This is a genomic window from Vogesella mureinivorans (genome assembly GCF_007644035.1).
GTDB lineage: Bacteria > Pseudomonadota > Gammaproteobacteria > Burkholderiales > Chromobacteriaceae > Vogesella > Vogesella mureinivorans.
In genome coordinates this window covers 1-322 of sequence record NZ_VMTV02000659.1, presented here as the reverse complement: position 1 = coordinate 322, position 322 = coordinate 1, and the positions used below count along the sequence as shown (strand labels likewise).

The window sequence follows — 322 nt, the reverse complement described above, 5'->3', positions numbered from 1 at the left end:
CTGGCGGAGATCGAGAAGAACAACCCCAAGGTGAAGTTCAAGATCCTCTTCACCCGCACCGAATATACGAAGGAACAATATCGCAGCTCGATGGCCGCGATGATCGAAGGCGCGGTGCTCGCCGTCGTCGTCGTCTTCCTGTTCCTGCGCGACTGGCGCGCCACGATGATCAGCGCGATGGCGATCCCGCTGTCGGCCATTCCGACCTTCTGGTTCATGGATCTGATGGGCTTTTCGCTCAACAGCCTGTCGCTGCTGGCGCTCAGCCTTGTCGCCGGGGTACTGGTCGACGACGCGATCGTCGAGATCGAGAATATCGTCC

At 59.6% G+C, this 322-nt stretch carries 1 protein-coding gene; it reads left to right on the top strand.

Annotated elements, in window-relative coordinates; all coding sequences use genetic code 11:
• The coding region (locus tag FLQ44_RS17175; RefSeq protein WP_147695379.1) for an efflux RND transporter permease subunit at nt 1-322 on the top strand (322 nt) is incomplete at both ends.